Annotated in this window: 21 protein-coding genes; 12 read left to right on the top strand and 9 right to left on the bottom strand. The window is 39.7% G+C overall.

The annotated features are described in order from the left end of the window. The first annotated feature begins 225 nt into the window (after positions 1–225). The 3 genes from murJ to ileS are packed head-to-tail and all read left to right on the top strand — an operon-like array spanning position 226 to position 5,635. On the top strand, positions 226–1,800 hold the full coding sequence (gene murJ, locus QP437_RS01740) for a murein biosynthesis integral membrane protein MurJ (RefSeq protein ID WP_070776216.1): 1,575 nt from the start codon (positions 226–228) through the stop codon (positions 1,798–1,800). A gap of 50 nt (positions 1,801–1,850) precedes the next feature. Beyond that, on the top strand, positions 1,851–2,777 hold the full coding sequence (gene ribF, locus QP437_RS01735) for a bifunctional riboflavin kinase/FAD synthetase (RefSeq protein WP_285266722.1): 927 nt from the start codon (positions 1,851–1,853) through the stop codon (positions 2,775–2,777). Positions 2,778–2,809: 32 nt separating this feature from the next. Then, positions 2,810–5,635, top strand: a complete 2,826-nt coding sequence (gene ileS / locus QP437_RS01730; protein WP_285266721.1) for an isoleucine--tRNA ligase — start codon at positions 2,810–2,812, stop codon at positions 5,633–5,635. A gap of 101 nt (positions 5,636–5,736) precedes the next feature. Here the strand turns inward: ileS and QP437_RS01725 are convergent, their stop codons facing one another. Next, positions 5,737–6,573 carry a neutral zinc metallopeptidase gene (locus tag QP437_RS01725; protein WP_049367255.1) on the bottom strand — a complete coding sequence of 279 codons (837 nt, stop codon included), beginning with the start codon at positions 6,571–6,573 and terminating at the stop codon, positions 5,737–5,739. 177 nt (positions 6,574–6,750) lie between these two features. Here QP437_RS01725 and lysM point away from each other — a divergent pair, with 177 nt between their 5' ends. The 8 genes from lysM to rplA all read left to right on the top strand — a co-directional run bounded on the left by lysM (position 6,751) and on the right by rplA (position 13,068). Continuing rightward, complete coding sequence (lysM, locus tag QP437_RS01720; protein WP_285266720.1) at positions 6,751–7,191, top strand: peptidoglycan-binding protein LysM; 441 nt, start codon at positions 6,751–6,753, stop codon at positions 7,189–7,191. Positions 7,192–7,404: 213 nt separating this feature from the next. Next, complete coding sequence (tig, locus tag QP437_RS01715) at positions 7,405–8,703, top strand: trigger factor (RefSeq protein WP_285266719.1); 1,299 nt, start codon at positions 7,405–7,407, stop codon at positions 8,701–8,703. Between the two features lie 144 nt (positions 8,704–8,847). Further along, positions 8,848–9,429: an ATP-dependent Clp endopeptidase proteolytic subunit ClpP gene (clpP, locus tag QP437_RS01710; protein WP_005699645.1), complete on the top strand. Its 582-nt coding sequence runs from the start codon at positions 8,848–8,850 to the stop codon at positions 9,427–9,429. 9 nt (positions 9,430–9,438) lie between these two features. Next, positions 9,439–10,677, top strand: coding sequence for an ATP-dependent protease ATP-binding subunit ClpX (gene clpX, locus QP437_RS01705; RefSeq protein ID WP_014064253.1), 1,239 nt, complete (start codon positions 9,439–9,441; stop codon positions 10,675–10,677). Between the two features lie 121 nt (positions 10,678–10,798). Beyond that, on the top strand, positions 10,799–11,215 hold the full coding sequence (gene secE / locus QP437_RS01700) for a preprotein translocase subunit SecE (protein WP_049357890.1): 417 nt from the start codon (positions 10,799–10,801) through the stop codon (positions 11,213–11,215). Between the two features lies 1 nt (position 11,216). After that, the gene (gene nusG, locus QP437_RS01695; protein ID WP_005695227.1) at positions 11,217–11,774 is read left to right on the top strand and encodes a transcription termination/antitermination protein NusG; all 558 of its coding nucleotides are present in this window, start codon (positions 11,217–11,219) and stop codon (positions 11,772–11,774) included. Between the two features lie 171 nt (positions 11,775–11,945). Then, entirely contained in the window at positions 11,946–12,374 is a 429-nt protein-coding gene (rplK, locus tag QP437_RS01690) for a 50S ribosomal protein L11 (protein ID WP_014064251.1), read from the top strand. A 4-nt stretch (positions 12,375–12,378) separates the two neighbouring features. Next, positions 12,379–13,068: a 50S ribosomal protein L1 gene (rplA, locus tag QP437_RS01685; RefSeq protein ID WP_005695230.1), complete on the top strand. Its 690-nt coding sequence runs from the start codon at positions 12,379–12,381 to the stop codon at positions 13,066–13,068. Positions 13,069–13,224: 156 nt separating this feature from the next. Here rplA and QP437_RS01680 read toward each other — a convergent pair whose 3' ends face one another. The 6 genes from QP437_RS01680 to eno form a co-directional block, all read right to left on the bottom strand. Beyond that, positions 13,225–14,370, bottom strand: a complete 1,146-nt coding sequence (locus QP437_RS01680; RefSeq protein ID WP_285266718.1) for an iron-containing alcohol dehydrogenase — start codon at positions 14,368–14,370, stop codon at positions 13,225–13,227. A 48-nt stretch (positions 14,371–14,418) separates the two neighbouring features. Continuing rightward, positions 14,419–15,600 (bottom strand): glutathionylspermidine synthase family protein, encoded by a 1,182-nt coding sequence (locus tag QP437_RS01675; protein ID WP_285266717.1) that lies wholly within the window; start codon positions 15,598–15,600, stop codon positions 14,419–14,421. A gap of 2 nt (positions 15,601–15,602) precedes the next feature. Continuing rightward, entirely contained in the window at positions 15,603–16,229 is a 627-nt protein-coding gene (locus QP437_RS01670; protein ID WP_285266737.1) for a hypothetical protein, read from the bottom strand. 7 nt (positions 16,230–16,236) lie between these two features. Then, positions 16,237–16,944: an HAD-IA family hydrolase gene (locus QP437_RS01665; protein ID WP_285266716.1), complete on the bottom strand. Its 708-nt coding sequence runs from the start codon at positions 16,942–16,944 to the stop codon at positions 16,237–16,239. A gap of 8 nt (positions 16,945–16,952) precedes the next feature. Further along, entirely contained in the window at positions 16,953–17,372 is a 420-nt protein-coding gene (locus QP437_RS01660) for a DUF2251 domain-containing protein (protein ID WP_049364023.1), read from the bottom strand. 83 nt (positions 17,373–17,455) lie between these two features. After that, positions 17,456–18,766, bottom strand: a complete 1,311-nt coding sequence (gene eno, locus QP437_RS01655; protein WP_285266715.1) for a phosphopyruvate hydratase — start codon at positions 18,764–18,766, stop codon at positions 17,456–17,458. A 286-nt stretch (positions 18,767–19,052) separates the two neighbouring features. Here eno and QP437_RS01650 point away from each other — a divergent pair, with 286 nt between their 5' ends. After that, positions 19,053–20,825 carry a DUF4153 domain-containing protein gene (locus QP437_RS01650; RefSeq protein WP_197547070.1) on the top strand — a complete coding sequence of 591 codons (1,773 nt, stop codon included), beginning with the start codon at positions 19,053–19,055 and terminating at the stop codon, positions 20,823–20,825. 73 nt (positions 20,826–20,898) lie between these two features. Here the strand turns inward: QP437_RS01650 and QP437_RS01645 are convergent, their stop codons facing one another. Then, positions 20,899–21,834, bottom strand: a complete 936-nt coding sequence (locus QP437_RS01645; protein WP_197547069.1) for a glycosyltransferase — start codon at positions 21,832–21,834, stop codon at positions 20,899–20,901. A gap of 226 nt (positions 21,835–22,060) precedes the next feature. Then, positions 22,061–23,626 (bottom strand): hypothetical protein, encoded by a 1,566-nt coding sequence (locus QP437_RS01640; RefSeq protein ID WP_285266714.1) that lies wholly within the window; start codon positions 23,624–23,626, stop codon positions 22,061–22,063. Positions 23,627–23,658 lie beyond the last annotated feature (32 nt).

Below are 23,658 nucleotides of genomic sequence, written 5' to 3'. Positions count from 1 at the left end.
TAAGGGCGTAGAATATGCCGATTTTTTATACTTTTGTCAATGAATAATTTGTGTTGATTTCGGTGAGACACAACCGAAAGTAAGCATCGTTATTTAAAAAAAGCGCTTTCTATTGGCTCACACAAACGATGTGGGCGGGATTTTATCAGTTTTTTTCGTTGGAATATAGCGTAAAAACAAAAATTCTATACAATTAAGGCAAATTTTTTTGAAGAGACCCCTATTTTGAGTAAACGACTTTTAAAATCCGGCATTATCGTAAGTGGGATGACATTAGTGTCCCGTGTGTTAGGTTTAGTCCGCGATGTGGTGATTGCCCATTTAATCGGTGCAGGTGCGGCAGCAGACGTGTTTCTATTCGCTAACCGTATCCCAAACTTTTTACGTCGTTTATTTGCGGAAGGGGCATTTTCTCAGGCTTTCGTCCCCGTATTAGCCGAATATCAAAAATCGGGCGATCTTTCCAAAACCCGCGAATTTATCGGGAAAGTGTCGGGTACACTTGGCGGATTAGTTAGTGTCGTCACCTTGCTTGCCATGGTGGGATCACCTGTTGTTGCGGCGATCTTTGGGATGGGCTGGTTTACCGATTGGCTAAATGACGGACCAGATGCGCACAAATTTGAACAAGCGTCTTTACTCTTAAAAATTACTTTTCCTTACTTATGGTTTGTCACCTTTGTGGCACTTTCCGGCGCGATTTTAAATACAATAGGTAAATTTGGCGTGATGTCGTTTTCGCCTGTTTTACTCAATATCGCCATGATTGCGACCGCACTTTTCCTCGCGCCAAGATTAGACAATCCCGATCTTGCCCTTGCTATCGGGATCTTCTTAGGTGGTTTATTACAATTTTTATTCCAAATCCCTTTCTTGAAGAAAGCAGGCTTGCTCGTAAAACCTAAATGGGCATGGCATGATGAAGGGGTAGCTAAAATCCGTCGATTGATGATTCCGGCTTTATTCGGGGTTTCCGTAAGTCAAATCAATTTGCTGCTTGATACAGTCATTGCCAGTTTCTTAATGACGGGATCCATTAGTTGGCTTTATTATTCTGATCGTCTATTAGAGTTTCCACTTGGGCTATTTGGTATTGCGATTTCCACTGTGATTTTACCGACGCTTGCTCGCCATCATGTGAATCGAGAAGATAATTCTTCCCAAAGTGCGGTTGATTTTCGCAACACCATGGACTGGGGCGTACGAATGATTTTATTACTCGGCGTGCCGGCTGCGATTGGTATTGCCGTGTTAGCCCAACCAATGTTACTGGTATTGTTTATGCGTGGCAGTTTTACCTTAACAGATGTTCACGCAGCCTCTTATTCCTTATGGGCGTTCAATGCTGGCTTACTCAGCTTTATGCTAATTAAAATTTTGGCTAATGGCTATTACGCACGCCAAGACACTAAAACGCCCGTGAAAATCGGGATCATCGCCATGGTGAGCAATATGGGCTTTAATGTCTTGGCGATTCCATTTAGTTATGTGGGTTTAGCGATTGCTTCTGCCATGTCAGCAACTTTAAATGCTTATTTGCTTTATCGTGGTTTAGCGAAAGAGGATGTATACCATTTTTCACGTAAAAGTGCGGTCTTTTTTCTGAAAGTTTTAGGTGCAGCCTTAGCCATGGGCGGTTTGGTTTGGTATAACTGCCCGTCGATTCAAGAATGGGCAGCCATGACATTTTTAATGCGTATCTATTGGTTGGTTTGGTTAATTGGACTGGCTGCGGTCGTTTATTTAGGCGTATTGGTGCTCTTAGGTGTTCGTAAACACCATTTACTGACAAAACATTAAGTTACCGCTATAATGCACCGATTATTTTTCGTTTTTTGGAATAAGATGTAATGCAATTAATTCGTGGGCTTCATAATTCACAGCCATATTTGTCAGGGTGCGCATTAACCATTGGCAATTTTGATGGGGTGCATTTGGGGCATCAGGCGATTTTGCGTCATCTTCGTCAGAAAGCGAATGCACTGAATTTACCCATGGCGGTGATGCTTTTTGAGCCGCAACCGCGCGAATATTTTATGGGTGACAAAGCCCCTGCGCGCTTAATGCGATTAAGAGATAAATTGCATTATTTGGCTCAGGCGGGTGTGGATGTGGTGATCGTCGCGAAATTTGACCGCTCTTTTGCTGATCTACCCGCAGAACAATTTATTGAAGATTGGCTTGTACGCAAATTAAATGTGAAGTTTCTCAGTATCGGTGATGATTTCAAATTTGGTGCGAAACGTTTAGGCAATTTTGCGATGTTGCAACAAGCTGGAAAGCAGTTTGGTTTCGAAGTGGAAGACAGTCGCACCTTCTGTTTAGATGAGTTACGTATCAGTAGCACCGCTATTCGAGAAGCGTTGGCTAAAGATGATTTACAGCACGCGCAAAATTTACTCGGTAAGCCTTATCGTATTTTTGGTCGCGTGATCCACGGCAATAAATTAGGGCGAACCATTGGTTTTCCTACCGCGAATGTTCGCTTACATCGCCAAGTGAACCCAGTAAAAGGGGTTTATGCGGTGAAAGTGCGGTTAAAATCGGGCGAGATTTTTAACGGCGTGGCAAACATGGGAAAACGCCCAACCATTAACGGTACGATACAATTATTAGAAGTCCATTTATTTGATTTTTCTAAGAATATTTATGGGCAAATGATCGAAGTGGAATTCTGCCAGAAGATTCGCGATGAGATAAAGTTTCCTTCTTTTGAAGCGTTGAAAGCTCAAATTGAACAAGACGTAAAAACAGCGAAAGCATTTTTTGCAAAATAGAATTATATTGAAATATAAAATTGGAAAATAACATGACAGTTGATTACAAAAACACGTTAAATTTACCTGAAACAGGTTTCCCTATGCGTGGCGATTTAGCTAAACGCGAACCTGTAATGTTAAAAAATTGGTATGACAAACAGTTGTATCAAAAAATCCGCCAAGCAACGAAAGGTAAAAAATCCTTTATTTTGCACGATGGCCCTCCGTATGCGAACGGCAATATTCATATCGGCCACGCCGTTAATAAAATTCTGAAAGATATTATTGTTAAATCTAAAACCGCATTAGGTTTTGACTCGCCTTATATCCCAGGTTGGGACTGTCATGGCTTGCCAATTGAATTAAAAGTAGAAGGTTTAGTGGGCAAACCAAACGAGAAAATTACAGCAGCTGAATTCCGTCAAAAATGCCGTGAATATGCCGCAGAACAAGTAGAAGGGCAGAAAAAAGATTTTATCCGTTTAGGCGTATTAGGCGATTGGGATAATCCTTATTTAACGATGAACTTCAACACCGAAGCAAACATCATCCGTACACTCGGTAAAGTGATTGCGAATGGCCATTTATACAAAGGTTCAAAACCAGTGCACTGGTGTTTGGATTGCGGTTCTTCTTTAGCAGAAGCTGAAGTGGAATACGAGGACAAAGTTTCTCCATCTATCTATGTGCGTTTCCCAGCAGTAAGTGCGGTTGAAATTGAAGAGAAATTTAACGCAGTAGGCAAAGGCCATGGCAAATTATCTGCGGTGATTTGGACAACCACACCTTGGACAATGCCATCTAACCGTGCGATTGCGGTAAATGCAGACTTAGAATACAACTTAGTACAACTTGGCGATGAGCGCGTGATTTTAGCCGCTGAATTAGTTGAATCCGTAGCGAAAGCGGTGGGCGTAGAACAAGTTGAAGTTTTAGGTTCAGTAAAAGGTCAGGCGCTTGAGTTAGTTCGCTTTAACCATCCGTTCTATGATTTCACTGTACCAGTAATTTTAGGTGATCACGTGACCACTGATGGCGGTACGGGTTTAGTACATACCGCACCAGATCATGGTTTAGACGACTTTGTCGTGGGTAAACAATATGATTTACCGATGGCGGGTCTTGTATCGAATGACGGTAAATTTATTTCAACCACTGAATTCTTTGCAGGCAAAGGTGTGTTTGAAGCGAACCCATTGGTTGTTGAAAAATTACAAGAAGTGGGCAACTTATTAAAAGTTGAGAAAATCAAACACAGCTATCCACACTGCTGGCGTCATAAAACCCCGATTATTTTCCGTGCGACTCCGCAATGGTTTATCGGCATGGAAACACAGGGTTTACGCCAACAAGCATTAGGCGAGATCAAACAAGTTCGCTGGATTCCAGATTGGGGTCAAGCGCGTATCGAGAAAATGGTTGAAAACCGCCCTGACTGGTGTATTTCCCGTCAACGTACTTGGGGCGTGCCGATGACCTTATTCGTGCACAAAGAAACCGAAGAACTCCATCCGCGTACCTTAGAGTTACTTGAAGAAGTGGCGAAACGTGTAGAGAAAGCCGGTATTCAAGCATGGTGGGATTTAGACGAAAAAGAATTATTAGGTGCAGACGCAGAAACCTATCGCAAAGTGCCTGATACTCTTGACGTGTGGTTTGACTCAGGATCAACCTATTCTTCTGTTGTCGCGAATCGTCCAGAATTTAACGGTCAAGATATCGACATGTATTTAGAAGGTTCTGACCAACACCGTGGTTGGTTTATGTCTTCTTTAATGCTTTCTACGGCAACAGACAGCAAAGCACCATACAAACAAGTACTAACTCATGGTTTCACGGTGGATGGTCAAGGTCGTAAGATGTCAAAATCTATCGGTAACATCGTGACACCACAAGAAGTCATGGATAAATTCGGTGGTGACATTTTACGTTTATGGGTTGCATCTACCGACTATACCGGTGAAATGACCGTTTCTGATGAGATCTTAAAACGTGCAGCGGATAGCTATCGTCGTATTCGTAACACTGCGCGTTTCTTACTAGCGAACTTGAATGGTTTTGATCCGCAACGTGATGCCGTTAAACCGGAAGACATGATTAGCTTGGATCGTTGGGCGGTAGCTTGTGCGTTAGATGCACAAAAAGAAATTAAAGACGCGTACGATAACTATCAATTCCACACAGTAGTACAACGTTTAATGCGTTTCTGTTCTGTGGAAATGGGCTCGTTCTACCTTGATATTATCAAAGACCGTCAATATACCACCAAAGCAGACAGCCTTGCGCGTCGTAGCTGCCAAACAGCGTTATGGCACATCGCGGAAGCATTGGTTCGTTGGATGGCACCAATCTTGTCATTTACGGCTGATGAAATTTGGGGCTACTTGCCACAAACGGCAACTGCACGTGCAGAATTCGTCTTCACTGAAGAATTCTACGAAGGCTTATTTGGCTTAGGCGAGAATGAAAAATTAGATGATGCTTACTGGCAACAACTCATTAAAGTTCGTTCTGAAGTGAACCGTGTATTAGAAATCGCCCGTAACGATAAAGTGATCGGTGGTGGTTTAGAAGCAGAAGTAACGGTTTATGCTAACGATGAATATCGAGCATTGTTAGAACAATTAGGCAATGAATTACGTTTTGTGTTAATTACCTCAAAAGCAGAAGTGAAAGCATTAGCAGACAAACCTGCGGATGTGGCTGCGGGTGAGTTAGAGGGAATTGCAGTAAGCGTAGCACGTTCTAACGGTGAAAAATGCCCACGTTGTTGGCATTATTCTGACAAAATCGGTGTGAATCCTGAACATCCTACACTTTGTCCACGTTGTGTGGAAAACGTAGCGGGTAACGGCGAAGTACGTCAGTTCGCGTAAGCTTAAAATCATAAAGAAAAAGTGCGGTCGAAATTGACCGCACTTTTTTATGTTTAAATGAATAGAAATAAAAAAGCTGATATTAACCAGCCTTAAAGATCTTATTGGTTAAAGGTATTACACACAGAAGGGTTGGCACTTTGTAAGCCTTTTCTGAACCATTCTAGACGCTGTGCAGATGTGCCGTGAGTGAAACTATCAGGCACCACATAACCTTGGCTGCGTTTTTGTAAACGGTCATCGCCCACAGCTTCTGCTGCATTAAACGCTTTCTCTTCATCACCACGTTCAAATAAACCACTTTTTACCGCTTGGCTCGCCCAAACACCGGCGAAGCAGTCTGCTTGAAGTTCTAATTGAACAGAAAGTTGATTTGCCGTTTTACGATCGCTGCTTTGTTGTGCGCGATTTACTTGCGGCAGAATACCAAGCATATTTTGTACATGGTGACCGACTTCGTGTGCAATCACATAAGCAAAGGCTGAATCACCCGCTGCACCCAGTTTATTTTTCATTTCATTATAGAATGATAAATCAAGGTAAACTTTGCGATCGCTTGGGCAGTAGAATGGGCCCATTGCAGATTGACCCGTACCACAAGCGGTTGGGGTTACGCCATTGTAAAGTACCATGGTTGGTTCACTATAGGTTTTACCCATTTGTCTAAAATATTGTCCCCAAACGGTTTCAGTATCCGCTAATACAACTTTAGAAAGACTCGCAAGCTGCTGTTCTTCTTGGGTTTCTAATCGTTGAGAGCTTTGTCCTGAGAAATCAGGAGTGCCTACTAAGCCTGAAAGATCCACGCCATAATAAGCACCAACTAATAAGATAATAATACCGAAAACACCAGTGCCTCTTCCGCCACCGAAGTTACCGCCGCCAGAGCCACGTCTATCTTCAATATTTGAGCTTTCTTTACGACCTTGCCAACGCATAATTTGTCCTTTCTGAGTGAGTAAATTAAAAATCGGCGTATTCTATCAAAGTGCGGTCAATTTTAGATCAGTTTTCTTGGAATATTTACATAGCTTTACACTCTGGTTTATAGACTTCTTAAGGGAATTTCAGTATCGTAATAATCCCTTAAACAAACATACAAAAGGAACTTTAAAATGGGTTTATTTGATTTTGTCAGTGACATCGGTAAGAAAGTTTTCTCTAAAGAAGAAGATGCGTCTAAAGCTGTGACTCAACACATCGCAGAAGACAATCCTGGCGTGGAAAACTTATCTGTTACCGTTGAAAATGGTGTAGCGAATATCCAAGGTGTGGCATCAACTGCAGCAGCATTAGAAAAAGCAGTATTAATGGCGGGTAACATTCAAGGTATCCACTCAGTAACAAGCGATGCAAGCATCAATAACGGTGAAACCTTAAGCAGTGATGATACATTCTATGTAATCCAAAAAGGTGACACCTTGTGGAAAATCGCTGAGAAAGCTTACGGAAATGGCGCGAAATATACCGCTATTGTTGAAGCGAACAAAGAAGTGATTAAAGACGCGGATAAGATTTTCCCAGGTCAAAAAATTCGTTTACCGAAAGGTTTATAATTCGATAAAAAGTGCGGTTATTTTTGACCGCACTTTTTTCTTTATTCGAAATTGTTGATAAATTGTGCAATTTTAGCGGGTTTTCTATTGAATTTTCCAGTTTCTATCGACTGTTTGATTTTCTTTCGCTATAATTTGGCGGTTTTTTATTTTTACAAACAATAACGTGTTCGGTGTGGTTTTTACCGAGTGCAACATTAATTGAGGTTACAAATGTCATTAAATATTGAAACAACTCAAGGTTTAGAGCGTCGTGTGACGATCACCGTTCCAGCTGAAACTGTAGAAAAAGCAACTCGTGAAGAATTCAAACGTGCAGCAAAAAATGTACGTGTTGATGGTTTCCGTAAAGGTCACGTGCCAGCGCACATCATTGAACAACGTTTTGGCGCATCAATCCGTCAAGATGTGTTAAACGATTTATTACCACGTCATTTCTTTGATGCAGTAATCGCTGAGAAAATCAACATCGCAGGTCGTCCAACTTTCGCTATCGAAACGTTCGAACCTGGTAAAGATTTATCATTCACTGCAACTTTTGAAGTGTACCCAGAAGTTGAATTAAAAGGCTTAGAAAACATCAAAGTTGAGAAACCAACTGTTGAAATCACTGAAGCTGATATCGATAAAATGATCGATGTGTTACGTAAACAACAAGCAACTTGGGCTGAAAGCAAAGCTGCAGCGAAAGCAGATTCACGCGTGACCATCGACTTCGTTGGTTCTGTAGATGGCGAAGAATTCGAAGGCGGTAAAGCAACTGATTTCATTCTATTCATGGGCCAAGGTCGTATGATCCCTGGTTTTGAAGAGGGCATCGTAGGCCACAAAGCAGGCGAACAATTCGATATCAATGTGACTTTCCCAGCTGAATACCATTCTGAAAACTTAAAAGGTAAAGATGCAAAATTTGCGATCACCTTGAAAAAAGTAGAAGAAATGGAATTACCAGAATTAACAGATGAGTTCGTTGCTAAATTTGGTCCTAACACCAAAACTGTGGCAGATTTACGTGCAGAAATCCGTAAAAACATGGAACGTGAATTGAAAAACGCATTAGTTTCTCGCGTTAAACAACAAGTCATCAACGGTTTAATCGAACAAAACCCAATTGATGTTCCAGCTTCTGCAGTAGAAGAAGAAATCAATGTGTTACGTAACCAAGCAGCACAACGCTTCGGTGGTAATGCACAACAAGCTGCACAATTACCACGTGAATTATTTGAAGCGGATGCAAAACGTCGTGTTCAAGTCGGTTTATTATTCTCTGAAGTGATCAAATCAAACGAATTGAAAGCGGATGAAGAACGTGCGAAAGCAATGATCGCGGATATCGCTTCTGCTTACGAACAACCAGCTGAAGTCGTTGAATATTACAGCAAAAATGAAGAGTTAATGAACAACATTCGCAATGTAGTATTAGAAGAACAAGCAGTTGATGCCGTTCTTGCTAAAGCTCAAGTGACTGAAAAAGCGTCTTCATTTGATGAGATCATGAATCCACAAGCATAATAATTGATAGAAAGTGAATTAAATTCACAGGTATATCATCGAAAAGTGCGGTCGTTTTTTTCAATGAAAAGCGACCGCATTTTGTTTTTACTGATTTTCGGGTAGAATATTGCCCAATTTTTTAGCACATATTTAGGGGCAAAAATGAGTGTAATTCCTATGGTTGTCGAACAAACCTCTCGTGGTGAACGTTCGTACGACATTTATTCCCGCCTATTAAAAGAGCGCGTGATCTTCTTGAATGGTGAAGTAGAAGATCATATGGCAAATTTGATCGTGGCACAGCTACTTTTCTTAGAATCAGAAGATCCGAAAAAAGACATCAATATTTATATTAACTCACCGGGCGGTTCAGTAACTGCGGGTATGGCAATTTACGATACCATGCAATTTATTAAACCAGATGTGCGTACTCTTTGCATTGGTCAAGCTTGCTCAATGGGCGCATTTTTACTTGCAGGAGGTGCAGCAGGAAAACGAGCTGCATTACCGAATGCACGAGTGATGATTCACCAACCGTTAGGTGGTTTCCGTGGACAAGCATCAGATATTCAGATCCACGCACAAGAAATTTTAAAAATTAAACAAACCTTAAACGAGCGTCTTGCTTTCCATACAGGTCAAAGCATCGAACGTATCGAAAAAGACACCGATCGTGACAACTTTATGTCGGCGGAAGAAGCAAAAGCTTACGGCTTAGTGGACGATGTGTTGATTAAACGTTAAGGATTTAACATGACAACAAATGATAACGATCTTCACTGTTCTTTCTGCGGAAGAGAAAAAAGTGAAGTAGGTAAATTAATTGCGGGTACAGATGGTTATATTTGTAACGAGTGTATCGAGCTTTGCCACAGTATGTTGGAAGACAGTGGAGAAATTGAAACACCTAGCGAACTGGCCGTTGAAGAAAAATTACCGACACCGCACGAAATTCGTGCGCACTTAGATGATTATGTGATTGGACAAGATTATGCGAAAAAAGTCTTGTCAGTGGCGGTTTACAATCACTATAAACGCTTACGCACGAACCACCAAAGCAACGATGTGGAATTAGGTAAAAGTAACATCTTGTTAATTGGTCCAACAGGTAGCGGTAAAACGTTATTAGCACAAACCTTGGCGCGTCGTTTAAATGTACCTTTTGCTATGGCCGATGCGACGACGTTAACTGAAGCCGGTTATGTGGGCGAAGATGTGGAAAATGTGCTGCAAAAATTATTGCAAAACTGCGATTACGATACGGAAAAAGCAGAGCAGGGTATTATCTATATTGATGAAATTGATAAAATCAGCCGTAAATCAGAAGGTGCGTCTATTACTCGCGATGTGTCTGGTGAAGGTGTGCAACAAGCCTTGTTAAAATTAATTGAAGGAACTATCGCATCTGTACCGCCACAAGGTGGACGTAAACATCCTCAACAAGAAATGTTGAAAGTGGATACCTCAAAAATCCTCTTTATTTGTGGTGGGGCATTTGCTGGCTTAGATAAAATTATCGGTAAGCGTACACAAACTGATACCGGAATTGGTTTTGATGCAAAAGTAGAGAAAGAAGAAGACAAAGAAAATCTTTCTGAATTATTCCGTCAAGTTGAGCCGGATGATTTAATGAAATTCGGTTTAATTCCAGAATTTATTGGTCGTCTTCCGATGATTGCACCATTAAGCGAATTAGATGAAGAAGCGTTAATTCAGATCCTTACTCAACCGAAAAATGCACTGACCAAACAATATCAAGCATTATTTGGCTTAGAAGATGTGGAACTTGAATTCACGCCAGAAGCATTAAAAGCGATGGCGAAAAAAGCCCTTGAACGTAAAACCGGTGCGCGTGGTTTACGCTCAATCGTTGAGGCTGTATTGTTAGATACGATGTATGATTTACCTTCAATCGAAAACTTGCAAAAAGTGATTGTGGATGAAGAAACCATCGTTGATAACAAACCACCGAAGCTCGAATATAAAAACTAATAGAAAGTGCGGTTGTTTTTTCTAATATTTTTCATAGGCAATCCCGAAAGAAAATGCTACAATCGCACGTTCTGAAATTAATCTAAAAATTATTTATCCCTTATTTTATACGGATTCACTTATGGCAACTGAAATTGTTGAGAAAAAGAAACACGACCAAGAACAAGTCGTAGAAGGAAAATCAAAAGGCTTAAACACACTTCTTTGGATTCTTTCTGTGGCATTTTTTACTGCTGCAGCGATTGGTAACGTTTATTTTAAAGACGCCTTCTCTTTACCTGTACGTGTAGTTGGCGTAGTTGTTGCTTTATTAATTGCCTTTGGTTTAGCTGCAATTACTAATCAAGGTACAAAAGCTCGTACATTCTTTAGCGAAGCAAAAGTTGAAGGTCGTAAAGTGGTATGGCCAACTCGTGCAGAAACACGTCAAACAACTTTAATCGTAATTGGGGTAACCGTGCTTACCTCTTTATTCTTCTGGGCAATTGATTCAATTATCATTGCATTGATTAACTTCTTAACTGATTTGAGATTCTAAAATGAGCGAAACTGAAAACGTATCCAAAAAACGTTGGTATGTATTGCAAGCATTCTCAGGTTTTGAGAGTCGTGTAGCAATCACATTGCGTGAATATATCAAACAACAACAAATGGAAGATCAGTTTGGTGAAGTATTAGTGCCGACTGAAGAAGTCGTTGAAAACGTAGCAGGTAAACGTCGTAAAAGCGAACGTAAATTCTTCCCTGGCTATGTATTAGTTGAAATGGCAATGAATGATGACACATGGCACTTAGTAAAAAGCGTACCACGTGTAATGGGCTTTATCGGTGGTACACCAGATAAGCCAGCGCCAATTTCTAAACGTGAAGCAGATTTAATTTTAAATCGTTTAGAGCAAAGTGCTGAAAAACCACGTCATCGTAAAGAATATCAACCAGGTGAAGAAGTGCGTGTGACAGAGGGTCCATTTGCTGACTTTAATGGTACGGTTGAAGAAGTGGATTACGAAAAAGGCCGCTTAAAAGTGTCTGTATCTATCTTCGGTCGTGCAACACCAGTTGAGCTTGAATTTGGTCAAGTGGAAAAAACACGTTAATCTCCCTTTTCCAAAATAAGAAATTTAATGGCCGCACTTAAAAAATAAAGTGCGGTTGTTTTTCGAGTAGTTTTTCTGCTTGAAATTTCGAGGCTGATTAATTAAAATACAGCCTTTCATTAACAGGGGAGCCGATTTCGGCGTTATTACCCATTTAGAGGAAACTAAAAAATGGCAAAAAAAGTCCAAGCATACGTTAAGTTGCAAGTTGCAGCTGGTATGGCAAACCCATCACCACCAGTTGGTCCTGCATTAGGTCAACAAGGTGTGAACATCATGGAATTCTGTAAAGCATTCAACGCTCGTACTGAGAGCTTAGAAAAAGGTTTACCAATTCCAGTTGTTATCACTGTATATGCAGACCGTTCATTCACTTTCATTACTAAAACTCCACCAGCAGCAGTATTATTGAAAAAAGCTGCAGGTATCAAATCTGGTTCTGGTAAACCGAACAAAGATAAAGTGGGTAAAGTAACTTTAGATCAAGTTCGTCAAATCGCTGAAACTAAAGCAGCAGATATGACTGGCGCGACTATCGAAACTAAAATGAAATCAATTGCTGGTACTGCTCGCTCAATGGGCTTAGTGGTGGAGGAATAATACGATGGCTAAATTGACTAAAAAAATGAAAGCAATCAAAGCTGGCGTAGATTCTACTAAAGCATACGAAATCAACGAAGCAATCGCGTTATTAAAACAATTCGCAACGGCTAAATTCGTTGAAAGTGTTGACGTTGCAGTAAACTTAGGTATCGATCCTCGTAAATCAGACCAAAACGTTCGTGGTGCAACTGTATTACCACACGGTACTGGTCGTGAAGTACGCGTAGCTGTGTTCACCCAAGGTGCTAACGCAGATGCAGCTAAAGAAGCTGGCGCTGATTTAGTCGGTATGGAAGATTTAGCAGAGCAAATCAAAAAAGGCGAAATGAACTTTGATGTTGTTATCGCTTCTCCTGATGCAATGCGTGTTGTTGGTCAATTAGGTCAAGTATTAGGCCCACGTGGTTTAATGCCAAACCCTAAAGTTGGTACCGTAACACCAAACGTTGCTGAAGCAGTTAAAAATGCTAAATCTGGTCAGATCCGTTATCGTAACGATAAAAACGGTATCATCCACACAACAATTGGTAAAGCAAACTTCTCTGAAGTTCAATTAAAAGAAAACCTTCAAGCGTTATTGGCTGCTTTAAACAAAGCAAAACCAACTACTGCAAAAGGTATCTTTATCAAGAAAGTAAGCATCTCTACAACTATGGGTGCTGGTGTGGCTGTTGATCAAGCTTCACTATAATTAAGCGTTAAAACTTAATTCAAATTAACCGCACTTTGGGTAACTGAAGTGCGGTTATTTTTTTGTGTTCTTTTCAATAAAGTGAAATATTGAGAATATAAAAAGAGCGGTTAAATTCCATTGTTTTGTGAATTTGACCGCTCTTTTTATGAGAGATTACTTCGCTAAAGCGAAAATTGCTTCAATAGCTTCTTTGGTGTAAATCTTATCCATTTTCGCCTTAATCGCAGTTTGAACCGCATTATCAACAATTTCAGATAAGGTTTTATCATCAATGCTGAGTTGCTCAAGGCGAGTTGGTGTGCCGATTTTATCAAACCAAGCTTTTAAGGCTTGAATACCATCTTCAGCCTTATCTAAGCCAAATATTTCTTTAGCAAAGCGTTTGAATTGAGTAGGTCTTTGAGATTGATACCATTGCATCCACGCAGGCATAATTACGGAAAGGCCAGCACCATGTGGCACATCTGAAATCGCACTCATGGAATGCTCAATCATATGATTTGGGAAACCGTAAGGTGAGATACCTAAATGCGTTAAACCATTCAACGCAAGTGTAGCAGCCCAGGCAAATTCACCACGAGCATTGAGATCTTGTGGATCATTGAGCAAGATTTCAGTCGTACGAATAACAGTTTTAATATTGCTTTCTACTAAGAAATCAATAATTTCAGGACGATATTCAGCTGTGAAATAGGCTTCAATAGAATGAGCAATAATATCTGCGGCAGAATACACTAAATAATCACGACTGACGGTCGCTTGCAATTTCGGGTTAATGACAGATACTTTTGGGAATAAATGATTGCTGTGAATTGAATATTTTTGCTGTGTTTCTTCATTGGTAATGACGGCTCCCCAGTTCATTTCACTGCCTGTTGCCGCAAGGGTTATTACATCAAAAATCATCAACGCTTTTTGCACCGGTGTACCTTTAAAAAAGTCCCAAGTATCACCCTCATAGCACGCACCAGCCGCGATAGCTTTCGCACTATCAAGGCAAGAGCCTCCACCGATACTCAGCACACTATCAGCACCAAAGGCCTTCGCCATTGCAACGGCTTCACGGACTTTGCTGATTGTCGGGTTACTTTTTACCCCGCCACATTCAATGTATTCAATTCCCTGCTCACGCAAGCTTTTCGCCACATCTTCAAATAAACCAGATTGTTTGACTCGCTCACTGCCATAGATAATTAAGGCCTTTTTTGCACCGTATTCGTGCATATATTTACCCATCTCTTTTTCTTTATCGAGGCCAAATTCAATACGAGTAGGGTTTTGAAAACTAAATGGATACATATTTATCTCCTTATTATCTGTTAAGTGCGCTTAGTTTTGGCGTTGTTTTTATTCTACAAAGTAATGCGGAATGAAGTGGCTATCATTGCCGGTAACTGGGGTAAAATCTTCTCTTAATCCGATGCCGCATGCCACATCACCCACTACCCAAGAACCAATCATAGGGTACATGCCATCAAAATTTGGCAGTTCAAATTTTTGTTGATAAATGTAACCTGCTTGATCGTAAAAAGCAGAATGTTCACTGCCTTTAGCGGCAAATTCCAGACCATTACGTTTTTCATAGTAAGAAACATTGGCGCCCTCACGACCTAAAGTCGGTTTTTTCACCCATATTGATTGACGATCGGTAATATCATGCTTGCTAAAGTAAGCGGGTAGTAATAATGGATGATTTGGATGTTTTTGCCACAATTTCGCTAACAGCACTTTATTGCTTAATAGTAATTTCCACGCAGGTTCAATAAAAGTGGTGGATGAATTAAGCATGTGTGGTGCATATTCTGTCGTAGTCATCCATTCAAGCGGGTAGAGCTTAAATAAACAATCAATAGGCTGATTATTCAGATCGAGGAATTGCTGACTGTCTTTATCGTAGCCCACATCTTCAATAGCGAGCTGATGAATATGCCAACCTGCGTTGTAAGCTACATCTGCCAAGTAATCGATATTGCCCCAATCTTCACGACCCGCTTCTTGCATGGCACTAAAATGGAAATCGTTTAGTCCTGTTTGCTGTTGAATAAACTGAAAGCGATTGAGCAATTCTTCGTGAATCCAATTAAATTGGTCACGATGCGCTAAGCCTTCAATTTGCTCTAACCATTGCCATTGCACCACAGCAGCTTCAAGCAGGGAAGTAGGGGTGTCGGCATTGTATTCAAACATTTTGAGGTTTTCACCGTCATAACCAAAATCAAAACGACCATATAAGTGCGGTACGTTTTTAGCCCATGTTTGTTCAATCAGATTTTTCTGTAAATCGGTGAAGCGATAATGGGTATAATCACCTTGTTTAATTTCATCGGCAACAAAATCCATACACATTGCATGTAATTCGTTGGTGGCATCTTCAATACGATCAATTTCAGCTAGGGTAAATTCATAAGCCACATTGTCCGACCAATAATGGGAGCCATCAGAAGAAGGCAGATTATAATAATCAAAGCCCACATCTAATAATTGTTGCACCATATTGTGGCGAGTAGGAAAGCCCGTAATTCGTTTCATATTTAACCGCCTGAGCTACGGCTGCTGCTTGAGCTAGAGCTTTTAAAGCCACCGCGTGAAACCGGTTTGCTGTAAGTGCTACCTGCATTGCCTTTAACTAATACAGGCTTACCGACAGAACGATTGGTTTGCGGTTGGATAACTTGCCCCGTTGGTGTTGAAACGGCGCGATTACTTGGATTGTAGCTAGGGCCTAAAAATGAACCCATCGTACGCGCAATCATATAGCCCATTGCGGCACCTGCAATCGCACTGCCCATACTGCCGTGTCCTTCTCCTGTTGCAGAACTCGTGTGGCTTGTTCCCTCAGAACCGCTTGAGTTGCCAGAGTGAGTTGCACCATCAGGATTTAAGGTTTGTTTGACGGTTTGATTGTCTTCTGACCATTCACTATTATTGCTTGGACGTGTATTTAAATTGCCCGAGAGAGAGGAGCCAGAGCCAGCATGTGCAGTTGTACCGCTGTTATTTTCATTAGATTGGTCAGCTTCGCATAATTCGATTTTTTGCCAATCGGCTAAACAATCCTCAAGGCTGTTATAAACATCACGTTGAACTTGCTCTTCTGAGCAACCGCCCAATAAAGCCACAATAGAAAGGCTTACAAGAACTTGATTTTTCTTTTTCATCATAGGGTTAAAGTGTTAATAATTCAGTTAAATGATTAATTTCTAATGTAGGCAAAACACTTGCTTCAGTAAATGAATTGAGATCTTTGCCTGATAAATTGATCCATACAGCTTGGCAGCCAGCTTGAATAGCGCCTTGAACATCCGTGGTTAAGTTATCACCAATATGTAAAATTTCATTCGGTTTTACGCCAAAATGATCGGCGGTTTGGTGGAATAAATCTTGATGAGGTTTCGCTCTGCCTTGCTCTCCTCCACGTAAACTCAATTGAAAGTGTTCAAGCCCAATGCGTGTTGCAATCACATTGCCGTTAGTAATCACGCTTAACAGGTAGCGATCTTTCAGTTGATTCAGCAGTTCAATACTTTCTGCGGGTACATCAATTTTATGTCGCCATTCAATAAATTCTTCCATGGCAAGGGCCAAAGTGCGGTCAATTTCAACCGCACTTTTACCATGATGCGTCAGTAAGTGCCGTAACGTTTCGACACGCCAGGCAATCACATCTTCAGCAATCAAGGGATCTTTCTCCGCCAGTTGCCATTTCCATTCTCGCCAATATTCTGAGGTAAGTTCACTCAGTTGCGCGTATTCTTGCACACATTGAAGAAAGCGTTCTTCGGCTAAACGAATGACATCACTGTTATCGTAAAGGGTGTCATCAAGATCAAAACTCATGATCTTGAAAGGCTGAAGACCGCGGTAAAATCGCATAGTTAATCCTATTTAATGGTATTCACACCAAGCCATGCGGTCGCACGTTCATTGGTAATTTCTTCGTGTGTCCACATGCTCATTAAGTCAGGCTGAGGATGCTTGTTGGTGTTATAGCCGATCAAATGAGCAAAATCAAATACGGCATGCGGATAGCCATTAATAAGCAATAAGGCTAAATAACCACTTTCATCCCAGCAGATTTCTAATTTACGTGCTTCGTGGTGATTGCGAGTGTTATCGACGTTATAAACATGTAAGCAATCGACAACAGGCTGCGCATTTTGACGCATATCTAATGCATAAAAATAGCCGGTTTCACCGTCATCTTCAAACATCACTGCTAGGTGATCATGCACAGTCGAGTGTGTGCCGACTTGTTTTGGTTGACCGAGAAAGAGTTGGTCTTCGAGGGTTAAGTGTAACATTTTCTTTCCTTTAAATATTAGATAGAAAAACACCGCACTTTTATGCAAAGTGCGGTGCTATTTTACATTAAATTAAGCAAAAATTATGCTTGACCTTTAACCGCTTTTAAACCTAAGAACGGAGCCGGTGTGCCAGCACGTTCTAATGCTTCTTCGATACGGATTAATTGGTTGTATTTCGCAATACGGTCAGAACGGCTCATAGAACCAGTTTTGATTTGACCTGCTGCTGTACCAACCGCTAAATCAGCGATAGTCGCATCTTCAGTTTCACCTGAACGGTGAGAGATAACCGCGGTGTAACCTGCATCTTTAGCCATTTTGATTGCTGCTAAAGTTTCAGTTAAAGAACCGATTTGGTTGAATTTGATTAAGATAGAGTTTGCGATACCTTTTTCGATACCTTCTTTTAAGATTTTGGTGTTAGTGACGAATAAGTCGTCGCCCACTAATTGAACGCGGTCGCCTAACACTTTAGTTTGGTATGCAAAACCATCCCAGTCAGATTCATCTTGACCATCTTCGATAGACACGATTGGGTATTGTTTGGTTAATTCTTCAAGATAATGTGTGAACTCTTGAGAAGTGAATGAACGGCCTTCGCCTTTCATTTCGTATTTGCCAGTTTCTTTGTTGTAGAACTCAGAAGAAGCACAGTCCATTGCTAAAGTCACGTCTTTACCTAATACATAACCTGCTTTTTCAACTGCTTCTTTGATACATGCTAAAGCGTCAGCGTTAGATGCTAAGTTAGGCGCGAAACCACCTTCATCACCTACAGCAGTGCTCATGCCTTTAGATTTTAATACTTTCGCAAGGTTGTGGAATACTTCAGCACCGATACGAAGTGCTTCACGTAACGTTTTCGCACCAACTGGTTGAATCATGAATTCTTGGATATCAACGTTGTTATCTGCGTGCTCACCACCGTTGATGATGTTCATCATTGGTAATGGCATAGAGTAAACGCCTGGAGTGCCGTTAAGTTCTGCAATGTAAGCGTAAAGAGGTAAACCTTTAGACGCTGCTGCAGCTTTCGCGTTTGCTAAAGATACCGCTAAGATTGCGTTTGCACCGAAGTTAGATTTGTTTTCAGTACCGTCTAAATCGATCATGATTTGGTCGATTTCAGATTGGTTAGACGCTTCTTTACCTACTAATGCATCAGCGATAGGCCCGTTTACTGCAGCAACCGCTTTTAATACACCTTTACCTAAGAAACGAGATTTGTCGCCGTCACGTAATTCTAATGCTTCACGAGAACCGGTAGATGCACCTGATGGAGCAGCTGCTAAACCAACGAAACCACCTTCAAGATGAACTTCAGCTTCTACAGTTGGGTTACCACGAGAGTCGATGATTTCACGACCAATGACTTTAACGATTTTTGCCATTTTGTTTTCCTCTGTTTAAAGTTAATTAAAATTAGTTAGGCGAACCTAAAACGGGGATATAATAAAGCAAATTTAGAAATTTGTCTTGGAAAAATAACCGCACTTTGATCTGTATCTTATTTTTCACTCAAGTGCGGTGAGATTTTATCTCTTTTTATCCAATATCTATTTAATTTTAGTGGATTTATCCACAAAAGTTCGTTAAAGTGTCAGTAAATTCCATACTGTTTTAGTATGAATTATTAAGTGTTAATTAAGGCTTTATAGAATAAAAAAAGGAATGATTATGTCTGTTTCAACATTTTTCGAAAAGACTAAAGCGCAGATAAAAAATGCAGTGTCTGCACATCCGATTGAAATTTTTCTAATTAGTGCATTTGCAATTGGAATTTGGTTTATGGAATTAGAGCCTCATCAAGGAAATGATCATTTGGCTTATTGGGTATTTGAGCCAATGCTGTTTATCTTTGTTTATCTCTCTCGCCCTTATTCTTGGTATCGTTTTTCATGGATTGTGCCATTGGTAGCGCTGGCTATCATTGGCATGACTAATGATAGCGCAGAGTTTTATCTATCGAGCCCAAAATTCTGGGGCGCAAATTTTATTGCGTTACTGGTGTTATTAGGGTTTCCATTTGAAAAAAATAATCAAGGGTTTACCTACCGTAATTTTATCAATCTATTCCATCTTGGCTTAGCAACGGCGGTATGGTTATTGGTATTTGGATTAGTAGCGGCTATTTTATTTACGATTACAACGCTCTTTAATGTCGAGTTTTCTGATAGTTTCTACAGTCATTTTTATACTTCTTTAGGCATTTTTACTCAGCCACTGTTTTTCTTAGTATTCCAACAGCGCCAAGCTAAATCGGAAATGACGTTAAATCGCATTTTTGAAATTTTAGTTAATTTCGTATTAGCACCCGCATTGATGATTTTCACTGTGTTGCTTTATGCTTATGTTGTTCAAATTATTTTTGAAGGCGTATTACCAAAAGGCATGCTGGCTAATATTACCTTGCCTTACCTGCTTGGTGGTTTAGGCGTATATGCATTACGTTCTATTTGTGCTAAAGCCCGCTGGGAAACTTTCTTTAAGTTCTATCCATATCTTGCTATTGTGTCAATCGTGTTGCTATGGCTGGCGATTGATCGCCGTATTAGTGCGTATGCTTGGACTGAACCACGAATTTATTTAGTAGCCTTAGCTACGGCGATTACGATTGCTTATGCGATTCTAACTGTGCCGAAAATTCGTCAATATCGTTTAATCTCTGCAGTTGTAATATTGGCAATTTTTGCCATGACTTGGGTGGTGAAACCACAAGAAATTGCTTACCAAAGCCAAACTGCACGTTTTGAACAGTTATTGAAAAAGCTTAATTTATCAGATGATTCAGGCAAAATTCGTGATGATGTAGATTTTGTCGAACGTTTAGAAAATATGCCAAAAAGCGAGCTTAAGGATTGGAAAGAATTAGACAGTGTATCAGACTATTTGCTTTACAGTATAGAGCTAGACTCTTCTGTAGAAGATGCTTATCAAGAAAGACGAGAGGTATTTCAGAAGCAATATGGTGAAAAATCGAAAGAACTTTTGAAAGTCGATATTTATCGTGATGAGATCCGCATCGATGGCCAAGCAATTAGCGACCAAGGTACAAAAGTAGCATTTCTATGGGAGTCAATTGATGTCACGCCGTATAAAAAATGGATTCGTGTACCGATGCCTGGATTTGATCGTACAGAGGTTCAGACTTATATGAAATCTGATGGAAAAGCGGATAAGCCCGAAGAGAAGCCAGAGGTTTGCTTTATTGAAGATCATGACAGATATTGTACGAATATGGATGAACATATTCATAAAGTATTCAAAGAACATCAGCTAGACCCGATGAAAAAAATCTCTAACGCTGAGCTTAAATCGCTTAGCCAAGATTTATTAAAAATTGATAGACCAAGCTTTACGATTTATTTGAATGAGCTTTATATGGGATTTAGACCAGAAAGTGGTTATTACTATAGTCGAATATATACGAAAGCTATTTTTGATAAGTAATCGTAAATATAAAACGCTGTGATGTTTCACAGCGTTTTTTGTAAAAATTAGCTAAAAATGACCGCTTTAAATATTAAGATATGTGTTTATAGAATACATTTTTTAAAGCTTGCGTATGTCTGTCTAAAATACTAAACATTATCTCTCGATCTTCTCCGAATCTCGAATCTCCATTATTGGAACGAACTTTGTCATAAGCCGAAAAGGCGATTTCAAACTCTTCAGTGCGTAATTTAATGGTTTTGCCGTGCAGTATAAGACTTAATAGGCTGACTTCTTTAGGTGTTAATTCTGGAAATAAATGACTTATCCATAGCTCCATAGAGTATTGAACAGACTCGCTAATTTTGTCATGTATTTTACTCGCTTGGGCTTGATGTATCCGATAAAGCAACAAGGGTTCTGGTAAATTCGCAAATGTCTTTTTGTGTAATGCGCATTGTACCCACATATGAAAATCGGGTGCAGTGGCTGTTTGTGCATAATTGATCCCGAGCGCCTTGATACTAGAATGTCGCCACATTGAAGAGGGATTAATGATATTGTCTCGAGCTAAAGAAAAATGTGCTTTTATATCTTTATCTAAAAGAGGAAGTGTACTCACTTTAGTCGCTTTATCAGTTTGCCCATCATTAAAGAGCAGTGCATTACTTCCTAAAATATCAATTTCGGAATGCTCGTCTAAATATTGAACTTGTTTTTCAAAACGGTGTGGAACACAAATATCATCAGCATCCATCCGAGCAACATATTCAACATTCATATAGTTAAGCATATCCATGGCAAATTGCATTACAGCAGGTTCACCTTGGTTTTGAGGTAAATGGTAAACACGTAAGCGAGCATCTTTTTCTGCATAAGTTTCGAGAATCTTGCCTGTGTTATCGGTAGAAGCATCATTAACCGCAAGAATACAAAAATCACTAAATGTCTGATTCAATAATGAATCTAAACATTCAGCAATAAAATTTTCTGCATTATATGCGGGTAAAATAACAGCAAGTTTCATTTTTTCATTTCCGTGTAGATAAAAGCGTATTCTATTTAAATTACGACCGCAGCGATAGTCAGAAGTTTAACTGTGTTAGTTATCTAAAATATTTTTATAGATCGGGGTTTTAATTACTTTTCACTCACATTACAAATTCCGCTATTCAATCACTGAGATATTTTGCAAAAATGCAACAAAAACTGACCGCTCTTTATTGCTGCTAGGACGTTTTCCTATCTGAAATTTAATGGTTGATAGGTAAATTTAATATATCTGCAATTTCTATTATGCAAGGTGCTGCTGATTTTGGACAAACTAAGCAATAGAAATTATCGGAACCCGTATCAACATAAAGCAAAGTATAATCACTTTTTGCTTCTACTTTAGCCTTAATGCGTGCAAACTCATGCTTTGCCTCTTCGAAAGTGATTTCGAAAGTTTGTTCAAGAGACTCAGAAAGAAAATGATTGAGTGAGTCATAATCAATTTTCCAGTCATCTTGGTAGCAATGTAGATAACTTCTGATAAGCTCTAATTTAGCGTATTCTTCATCGAAATCTTCGTCCTCATAGATATCACCAAATGCGATCATTTTCTCTCGACATTTCTCTAGGTCTTTATTTAGCCATTTATAGAGGCTTTTAACTTGCTTAATGTATTTTGCTTTGATGTATTTTTTCGTTTCAAGCAACATAAGTAACTCATCAAATAAGGCATCTTGATTGATTTCAGTTTCACGTCTGTCAATGCTATCGCAAATCAAATCAACGGCTTGTTTTAACAAATCAAACTTGTAATGTTGTTCATCAAGCGGTTTGGCATAATAAATCGCTGCCATTAAATTAGAAATAAAAAGCTTATCAGCATGTTGTAATGAATATGCGCCATCGCAAATAGATTGCCCAGCAAATAACTCAATTCTTTGCGGAAATTCAAATTCAATTTCTTTAATAATATGTTCATATTCCTTATGCGGTTTTATGCCGAACCCAATATTTAAAAAAGAATAGCCAGAACCATTAAAAAATTCTTCTCGAGAAGCAGGTACGAATCCCATTGGGTTACAGAATTGGCTTTGTAAATCATACATATCGCCGTCAAAATCTAATTCCTTAAATTTTTCTTTGGAATAATCATCCCAATTGTCGGAATAGTAAAATTGATAGGCATGGATAGGCGTTTCAAAGAGGGTGTTTTTGACGTCGATACATCCATCTTGTTGCGTTTGAAGATAATGCTCAATTTTGGCGAGTTTTTGGTCTAATAATGCAAAATCTTCAGGCTTTTCAATAGCTTTTAAAACCGCATCAACTGAAGATAAAAATTTCTCATAATGTGGACTATGTTGATTAAATGGCTTTGCCTGTATCATACTCTGAAAAAGGTTGTTCGCTTGATCCGTTTCGGCGAAAACGAAGCTATCCTGATCAGGAAAAATAAAAACTCTAAAAAGTGAGCTATCTGTTGGGTTTAATTTAAAATCAATAGAAAGAAATAATTGACCCCAATTTTCCTCTTCAAATTCTATGCGCGTAATACAAGGCAGTTTCATTGTTTTTGTCAGAAGCAATTCTAGAGGTTGGTATAAATCAGATAACCCCGTATTTTCTAGAAATTCAGATTCATCTAAATTGGCTTTACCATAATGCCAATAGGTTGCGATTGCCATTGGCGCAACTTTGTGATTTCGGGCAAACAACCACTCAGATGGTTCTTTTTTCGCCTTAAAATATTGAAAGATTTTGTCTAGTTTGGTTGTTAATGTGTAGTCTAATTTTTCAGCGCGTGGTTTAGATTTAAAAAACATCATATGTAGTCTAGTTAGAATAGGTAGTTCAAAAG

It is taken from the genome of Haemophilus sp. UMB1048, assembly GCF_030218125.1.
GTDB lineage: Bacteria > Pseudomonadota > Gammaproteobacteria > Enterobacterales > Pasteurellaceae > Haemophilus_D.
This window is presented reverse-complemented; position numbering and strand designations above follow the sequence as displayed.

What these genes read in the sequence shown, in the direction of transcription:
- secE (WP_049357890.1), top strand. Translation starts at nt 10,799, where the DNA reads ATGGCAACTGAAATTGTTGAGAAAAAGAAACACGACCAAGAACAAGTC.
- clpP (WP_005699645.1), top strand. Translation starts at nt 8,848, where the DNA reads ATGAGTGTAATTCCTATGGTTGTCGAACAAACCTCTCGTGGTGAACGT.
- QP437_RS01660 (WP_049364023.1), bottom strand. Translation starts at nt 17,372, where the DNA reads ATGTTACACTTAACCCTCGAAGACCAACTCTTTCTCGGTCAACCAAAA.
- clpX (WP_014064253.1), top strand. Translation starts at nt 9,439, where the DNA reads ATGACAACAAATGATAACGATCTTCACTGTTCTTTCTGCGGAAGAGAA.
- tig (WP_285266719.1), top strand. Translation starts at nt 7,405, where the DNA reads ATGTCATTAAATATTGAAACAACTCAAGGTTTAGAGCGTCGTGTGACG.
- QP437_RS01665 (WP_285266716.1), bottom strand. Translation starts at nt 16,944, where the DNA reads ATGCGATTTTACCGCGGTCTTCAGCCTTTCAAGATCATGAGTTTTGAT.
- lysM (WP_285266720.1), top strand. Translation starts at nt 6,751, where the DNA reads ATGGGTTTATTTGATTTTGTCAGTGACATCGGTAAGAAAGTTTTCTCT.
- rplK (WP_014064251.1), top strand. Translation starts at nt 11,946, where the DNA reads ATGGCAAAAAAAGTCCAAGCATACGTTAAGTTGCAAGTTGCAGCTGGT.
- QP437_RS01640 (WP_285266714.1), bottom strand. Translation starts at nt 23,626, where the DNA reads ATGATGTTTTTTAAATCTAAACCACGCGCTGAAAAATTAGACTACACA.
- rplA (WP_005695230.1), top strand. Translation starts at nt 12,379, where the DNA reads ATGGCTAAATTGACTAAAAAAATGAAAGCAATCAAAGCTGGCGTAGAT.
- eno (WP_285266715.1), bottom strand. Translation starts at nt 18,766, where the DNA reads ATGGCAAAAATCGTTAAAGTCATTGGTCGTGAAATCATCGACTCTCGT.
- nusG (WP_005695227.1), top strand. Translation starts at nt 11,217, where the DNA reads ATGAGCGAAACTGAAAACGTATCCAAAAAACGTTGGTATGTATTGCAA.
- ileS (WP_285266721.1), top strand. Translation starts at nt 2,810, where the DNA reads ATGACAGTTGATTACAAAAACACGTTAAATTTACCTGAAACAGGTTTC.
- QP437_RS01675 (WP_285266717.1), bottom strand. Translation starts at nt 15,600, where the DNA reads ATGAAACGAATTACGGGCTTTCCTACTCGCCACAATATGGTGCAACAA.
- QP437_RS01650 (WP_197547070.1), top strand. Translation starts at nt 19,053, where the DNA reads ATGTCTGTTTCAACATTTTTCGAAAAGACTAAAGCGCAGATAAAAAAT.
- QP437_RS01725 (WP_049367255.1), bottom strand. Translation starts at nt 6,573, where the DNA reads ATGCGTTGGCAAGGTCGTAAAGAAAGCTCAAATATTGAAGATAGACGT.
- ribF (WP_285266722.1), top strand. Translation starts at nt 1,851, where the DNA reads ATGCAATTAATTCGTGGGCTTCATAATTCACAGCCATATTTGTCAGGG.
- QP437_RS01680 (WP_285266718.1), bottom strand. Translation starts at nt 14,370, where the DNA reads ATGTATCCATTTAGTTTTCAAAACCCTACTCGTATTGAATTTGGCCTC.
- QP437_RS01645 (WP_197547069.1), bottom strand. Translation starts at nt 21,834, where the DNA reads ATGAAACTTGCTGTTATTTTACCCGCATATAATGCAGAAAATTTTATT.
- QP437_RS01670 (WP_285266737.1), bottom strand. Translation starts at nt 16,229, where the DNA reads ATGAAAAAGAAAAATCAAGTTCTTGTAAGCCTTTCTATTGTGGCTTTA.